Here is a 6,731-nt window from a genome sequence, read left to right on the forward strand (position 1 = left end):
ACGCCTACACGACGGCGGATGCAATCCCAAGCACTATCGCCATCCAGCACGATGAAGTTGGCATCGCGGCCTACCTCTATACCGTATTGGTCGTGGATATTCATACACTTCGCACCATTGTAGGTGATCATATCAAAGGCGGTCTCTACCTCCTTAGGGCTAGCGTACTGTGATAGGTGGATAGCATTGTCAAGGATGTTCATCATATTACCACTACCGAGTGGGTACCAAGGGTCATTGATAGAGTCTTGGGCCAATGCAATGTTGATGCCCATCTCCATAAACTCCTTGATACGAGTAAGGCCTCGGCGCTTTGGATAGGTGTCTTGCCTTCCCTGTAGATAAGCATTCTCGGTAGGGCAGGAGATGAAGTTCATCTTGCTACGCTTAAACATATCAAACATCCTATAGGCGTAGGAGTTATCGGCCGAACCAAAGGAGCAGGTGTGGCTAGCGGTGGTCTTCTCACCATAATCCTCAAGGTAGACTAGGGCGTTGAGAATCTCCACAAAGCGTGCCATGACATCGTCGGTCTCATCGCAGTGTACGTCGATGAGTACATTGTACTTCATGGCTAGCTCTACAATGTCGTGGATAGACTTCTCGCCAAACTCGCGTGCTGGCTCGTAGTGAGGAATGCCACCGATCACATCGGCACCCATCTTTAGAGCCTCCTCTACTAGCTCCTTACCACCTTTGTAGGTGTACATACCATTCTGTGGGAAGGCTACTACCTGGATATCAACGATGTCTTTCATCTCCTCCTTGAGCTCCATGATGGCTTTGAACCCGGTGAACTTAGGGTCAGTGACGTCTGTCTGTGCTCTGATGAATTGCACCCCTTGTGATACCTCGTCTTCAATACCCTTGCGAGCTAGTCGCTTTACGCCATCAATGGTCATGGTGGCTTTGTACTTTGGCCAGTTTTCGATCGCCTCGAAGAGTGTGCCCGAAGCTGCTCCCAGCCCCTCCATCTCGGAGACAGTGTAGACGTAGTCTAGGTGAAGGTGTGGATCTACATAAGGAGGCAATACAAACTTGCCATTGAGGTCTATCTCCTCATCGCACTTGGGAAGGTTGGTACCGATCTGAGTGATCTTACCGTTCTCCACGATGATCTCACTTGCAGAACTATTCCGATAGATTTTCGCGTTAAAGAATTTCTTTTTCATAAGCATACGTCTTAATGGGTTACTAATTACCTATTCTCAAATATACCCATTTTATTTGGAAGTATATTACATTTTAGCATAGTTTGAGAATGTTGCACGAAGTGACATTCTCGGACATTTACTAAAATGTGCTTAGACTTTGCACGAAGGATGAGATGTAAGGCGCTGAGGATGAGGGCGAAGGGAGCGTACTCGCGTACGTGACCGAGCCCGAATTCCGAAAGCAACGAAGCAGATCGCTTTCGTGCAACAGTCTCGTTTGTGATTAGATGTTGTTGCAAAAGAAAGGCGGTACCACACGAGGTGATACCGCCTTTGTCATATAACTAGCTTATTAATTAGTAAAGGATCGGGCGAATCTCTACGCGACGTCCCTTTGGATACTTACTCTTGGTATCCTTCATGGAGTCGATGCCAGAGGGGATTACCTCTAGTCGATCGCGTGCAATTCCTTTGCTAGTGATATAGTCTGCCACTGCATTTACTCTACGGCCAGAGAGCTTATTATTGTAGCTCATCTTGCCCTCTGGAGAGGCGTATCCACGAAGGGATACTCTGAGGTCGTTTTCCTTCATCCACTCCACTACGTTGTCGAGTGTCTTGATGGCCTCGCTATCTAGTTTGCTACTATCAAAACCGAAGTATGCAACGCTCATGTAGAGGTCTATCTCCTTATTATTGAGACCACCCTTGAGGGCAATGGCCTCATCAGGAGTGACTGGCTCACGACGACCTGCTAGCTGATTAGCTGGCACGGTATCGGTCTTTAGGATAGTACCTTGTGGTAGCAGATTACCGCCAAGCAGGTGATTGATCGCCTCTGGGCTAAGGTCGCCACGGGTAAGGAGAAGCGCATAGAGTAGGCGCTCCATCTGGTCGAGACGACGCTCCAATGGCTCATTGAAGGTGCGTGCTAGTGCTTGGTCCAAGGCACGACGCTTGAGCGTCTCTACCTTGAAAGCACGTACCACGGAGTCGCGGTAGGCAGCCTCTACATAGGGCTTGCGAGCCTCTAGTATCAGCTTGGTGATGAGCTCCTCTGCCTGATCTTGAGTGATTGGCAAGAGAGCATCATCGGGTATCGAATCGTATCCCTCAGTGGACCTGATCATGTCCCACACCTGCTGATCTACCGAGTGTGTGTCGGTAGTGCGAGGTGCATTCTCAATGATGGTCACAGTGTCGCCACTCTGTGTCACCTGCTGGGTGAGCACTACGTCCTGGGCATTGGCGTGTAGACCAATGCCTAGGAGTAGAGTAGCTACTGCTGAGGAGATTAAATTACTCTTTCTCATCATTCGTTTTCCTAATGGTGATTGATTAGAATACGAAACGATAACCTACAGCAATCTGATTATTCTTGAATAGACCTCTTGCAGTGTAGTCGGCAAATAGCTCGCCAGACTTATTCAGCTTGAAGTTGGCACCAGCGATGAAGTTTGGACCAAACTTAAGGCCAACACCGTGGCTGTAAAGACCAAGACCAAGACCTGCGTAAGGATCTACTACAGAGTCGGCGATCTTAAAGTTGTAAATTACATTGGCGCTGAGGTCGAAACCACCCTTCTTGCCAAAGCCAGCCATCAGCTCAGGTACGAAGTCAAGGTCGGTATCAGAGATCTGCATGTAACCACGCATACCTACCATCCATTGAGTTCCCTCACCAAAGTTGGCACCAGTGAGCACTGCAAGGCGGTTAAGCTTAAGGAAGTTGTTCTTAGCGTGAGTAGTAGTAGCTGTAGTAGTGGTGGTAGCACCGTTAACTACAGTAGTAGGAGTCGTTACAAGTGGGTCAACTCTCTGTACAGGCACTACGTTGGTCTGTGCAGTAGTCTTGCCCTCTAGGCGATCCATACGGTCTACTAGGCGACGCATCTCATTAACCAATTGCTGGTTAGCTACAGGGTCGTTAGTAGCTACTACCTGTGCGCCCTGTGGGTTTTGGCTGTTAAGTGCTGCTACGATGATATCCATCTCAGAGTCAGAGAACTTAGCTGCACGAGCACTCTCCTCGCTGCGGATCTTGTAGAGGATACGATCTACCATCTCCTCAAACTGCTGCTTAGTCATCATCTCGCCACCACGTACTCTCTCTCTTTGGAAGATGGTGTGACGACCGCATTGCTTTTGAGCCTCGCGGGTATCATTTACACGGTCGTTAAGGCTCTCTTCGTTGCCATTGATGTTGATCATTGGCTCATAAGCTGAGCGACCAAGGTTGATGCGAACACCGGCATTGTACATAAGGCTAGTGTAGATGTCACCTACCTCAACATTCTTAAACTCTGATGCCTCGTTATTAGAGAGAAGGGCATTGACGTTACCAAAGAGGGCTACGTACTTAGAGAATGGAATCTCTACACCTGCACCTCCCATTAGGAATAGGTTGTGAACATCAAAGCGCTCCTTTGGATCAGTGTTTGAGGTTGGTCTATCTGGATCAGTTGGAATCAAGCCCTTATCATCTAGGTAACCAGCACCAAGGGTAAGGTAAGGTACGATACCACGTGGCTGATTGAGACGGAATAGCAGGTTGGCACCATACATCTTCAGATCCTTATTGAACTTGAAGCTAGGCTTATCTGGCTGCTCTGTAGCTTGGTAGTAGAAAGCTCTCAAGCCAATCAGTGAAGAGAAGTCAAGACCTGCAGAACCTCCGATAAAGAATTGGTCTGCACGGTTGAGCTTATCGTGGAAGTCAGCATACATAATACCTGGCTCAAGGACAAACTTCACGCCGCGGAAGCCATCCTCAAAGAGGTTGCTGTATTGGCGGCTAGCATCGCTGTAACCACTCATACCACCAAGGGTGATATCAAGAGAAGCGATAGCTGACCAGTTGCCCCAACGCTTTGCCTTATCATCAACGTTTGGATTGAGTAGATAGTCTACCTTATCAAGGTTGAACTGAGTGTTGCGACCCTCTAGTGAAAGTGCAATACGCTCAGAAAGATTGAAGCGTACACCAGCACCAGCACTTAGATAGATCTGCTTTTCAGTCTCCTTAGCATCCTCTACAACCCCATTCTTTGTGTCAAATGGGTTGTAGTTAAGCATTTGCACACCACCACCTACAGTAAGGTATGGAGCGATGCTATAGTTGCTACTTAGGATATTGAACTTCAGCTCACCACCTAGGCGAGTGATATCAAACTGCATTCCATCAAGCTTATTGAGAGCATCCTCGTTAAGGATGTTCCAATTCTTGTCTTTAAGCGTATTCTTGAGGTTAACAGACTTCTCAAAGGTTCCTCTCAACTCTACATAAGGGCCAAAGCCAACGCCGAGGCGAAGTCCATAGAAAGGAGAGTTCTTAAGTGCAATGTTTTGATTCCACCAGTTGTATGATACGTTTGGTGAAAGTGTGAAGTTTACGCCATCTACCTGTGCATTGGCACTTGGTAGAAAGCCTAGACCCATTAGCCCTACGGCTACTAGTCCAAATAATCTTTTCATTCTCATATTTCTATTTGTTGTGGAAAAAATATTATATAATCCTATTACCGAGCAAAGATACACAAAACTTACTTAATATCTATATAATATGGCACATTGCCCTACTGTTGTGCCTAATGATACACTAAAGAGGATCAACATCGTAGTAGCAATTCATCTTAGGTCCTCTATACTCTTGGAGGAGAGGGTCAATGAGCTGATGAATCGCTTCACGAAGCTGTAGGGAGGAGAGCTGTAGAGGTGCGAGCAGGGTCACCTTGTAGCCGATGGCGGTTGCCTTTTTATGCACTGGCATAGGTGCTGGACCTAGGGTAGTAGCATCGGGCAGTCTATTCTGAAGAATGGTCGCTGCAGTGGTGGCGAGTTGGTAGGCTTGGCTTTGTGCCGCACTCTCAAAATATATATCAATGTGTCGGGAGAATGGGGGAAGCTGAATGCTGTGTCGCTCCTCCAGCTCAAAGTCGAGCATCTCCTGATAGTCGTTTTGCTCAAAGGCGGTGAGGGCATTGGGTGCTGTGGCAAAGTGCTGTACTACCATTCGCTTGAGCAGAGGAGCTTCATTGCGGCTCTGCATTAGATAGCGAAAGGTGAGCTCATTGGCACGGTAGTCAGAGAGCGCATAGAGGAGGTCCAGCTGCACCCACCCGATGGTAGTTGCTTTGCTCAGGTACTCTTGAGGTGGTTGGTAACTCGATGAAAGAATCACTGAAGGTAGCTTCGACCTCCGATCCACCTCTTCCGCCATCTTGATCGCCACCCCAGGGAATAGCTCTTCCATGGCACGGCGAAGTCGCTCTATCCCAGTGCCGACTAACTGCATTCCTCCAGCCCCGCACTCCGGACAGTGACTTGGCAATGGTTGGAAAAAGCCACAGAGGCCACACACTAGCATACGCGATTGCTCCATATACCGTAGCGTCGTATGGCAGTGCGGGCACTTGGGCGAGGCTTGGCACTTCGGGCAAGTAGCACTTCGGGCAAAACCCTTACGCTGATAGAGGAGAAGGGCAAGCCCGCCCTCATCTATCGCCTCTCGGATAGCTCCGATCATCTGAAAGGAGAGCATCCGCCCTTGCACACTATTATCCTCAAACGCCTTTGGCATCCAGACTGTCTGTAGTCGCACCTCGGGTGGAGTGTGCGAGGAGGTCACAAAGCTATACTTCTGCTGTAGTGCCAGTGTGTAGCTCTCTACTGAAGGGGTGGCACTCACTAGGAGAGTCTCTACCTTGGCAAAGTGAGCCAGCATCAATGCCACGTGCGTAGCGGTAAAACGGGGTGCCGGCTCATACTGTCGGTAGCCTCTATCCTCCTCATCCAGCACGGCCACCAACCCGAGCGAAGCAAAAGGAAGCCAAACGGCCGCCCTCAATCCTATGTAAAGGCCACCCTCCCCTGAGAGGGCAGAGAACCACGTGGTGCGTCGCTCCTTCTCCGTCGTGGTAGAGAAATAGCGGTAGAGCCGCACTCCAAATTGCTTTTGTAGCTCAGGGAGCGACTGCTTTAGTACCTCTATATTAGGCAGCAGGAGGAGCACCTGCTTCCCCTTTGCTACCTCTTGGAGTAGGTAGTCGTAGGGAATACGCTCCTCAATTCGACTATTAGGGCAATGGACAAGTGCGATGCGTGAGCTGCCGATAGAGATCAACTTAGAGAGCGGGTCGCCCACTTTGTGGATAGGGAGAGCCACCCCCTCATTGAGGGTACTAGCCAAGACCTCGCACTCCTCTACCGCCCCCACTTTGCGTAGCTTATTGATGGTGTAGCTAGAAGTCTCCAGCCACTCAGCAAGGTCTTGCAGACTCATCGGAGGCTTATCACCCTTTTGGTAGCTGGTGAGTATCTTTTGGAGTGCCTTCTCAGCGGCCGAACCACTCTTCAATTGTCCCTCTAGGTAGCCCCTAAAGTGGGCATCGCTCATCAGTCGCTCCGAGGGGAGCCACCCCCTCAGCGTAAGCGTTGCCTTACTTGGCTCCTCTCCCTGCGTGCCATCGGGTCGGAAACTTTGGTGAATAGCAGCCGTCAGCACCTCTCCCAAGCTACACATATAATAATTGGCCGCCCACTGCCAAAGCTCTATGATATAGGGCGGAATGGGCGGAT

The 6,731-nt window shown here is 49.4% G+C and carries 4 protein-coding genes; all 4 read right to left on the bottom strand.

Going from position 1 to position 6,731, the window contains the following annotated elements:
- A partial coding sequence (locus tag QVO39_RS02710) for an amidohydrolase family protein (protein ID WP_288171664.1) occupies positions 1-1,172 on the bottom strand: 1,172 nt, incomplete at its 3' end.
- A gap of 338 nt (positions 1,173-1,510) precedes the next feature.
- Positions 1,511-2,470, bottom strand: a complete 960-nt coding sequence (locus tag QVO39_RS02715) for an OmpA family protein (protein ID WP_288171666.1) — start codon at positions 2,468-2,470, stop codon at positions 1,511-1,513.
- Between the two features lie 22 nt (positions 2,471-2,492).
- Positions 2,493-4,628 carry an outer membrane beta-barrel protein gene (locus QVO39_RS02720; protein WP_288171667.1) on the bottom strand — a complete coding sequence of 712 codons (2,136 nt, stop codon included), beginning with the start codon at positions 4,626-4,628 and terminating at the stop codon, positions 2,493-2,495.
- Between the two features lie 124 nt (positions 4,629-4,752).
- Positions 4,753-6,731: primosomal protein N' family DNA-binding protein (locus QVO39_RS02725; RefSeq protein ID WP_288171669.1), on the bottom strand; the 1,979-nt coding region annotated here is incomplete at its 5' end.

Origin of the sequence: Porphyromonas sp. CAG:1061 (assembly GCF_000435035.1) — a bacterium.
Classification (GTDB): domain Bacteria; phylum Bacteroidota; class Bacteroidia; order Bacteroidales; family Porphyromonadaceae; genus Porphyromonas_A; species Porphyromonas_A somerae.